Genomic DNA, 301 nt, shown 5'->3' on the forward strand with positions numbered 1-301 from the left:
AATACCGACGGCTCAAATAGGAAGTAAAAGTACGGGCTGGGACCGCGCTCATAGCGCTGACGGATACTGGTGATTTGCCCGGTGATTTCTATCCCTTGAATATTAAAGTGAACGCGGTCGCCAAGACCGACACCGAGCATTTCTGCAGCCGTGTCTAAAATGGATAGGGGCACGACCGAGTCTAAAGCGCTCTTCGTTTGCACTGTATTGCTACTATTTTCAGGTGTTTCAGTAGCTGTAGCATTCTCGATAGGCGCATAAAGCTGGTCAGCTTCGACCGACGATACGATAAATTCTGTAT

General features: G+C 48.5%; 1 protein-coding gene. It reads right to left on the reverse strand.

Going from position 1 to position 301, the window contains the following annotated elements:
• Positions 1 to 301, reverse strand: a 301-nt coding sequence (locus FHK88_RS12255; RefSeq protein WP_227431010.1) for a hypothetical protein, incomplete at both ends; no start/stop codon positions are given.

The sequence above is a fragment of the Psychrobacter sp. I-STPA6b genome (assembly GCF_020662265.1).
Taxonomy (GTDB): domain Bacteria; phylum Pseudomonadota; class Gammaproteobacteria; order Pseudomonadales; family Moraxellaceae; genus Psychrobacter.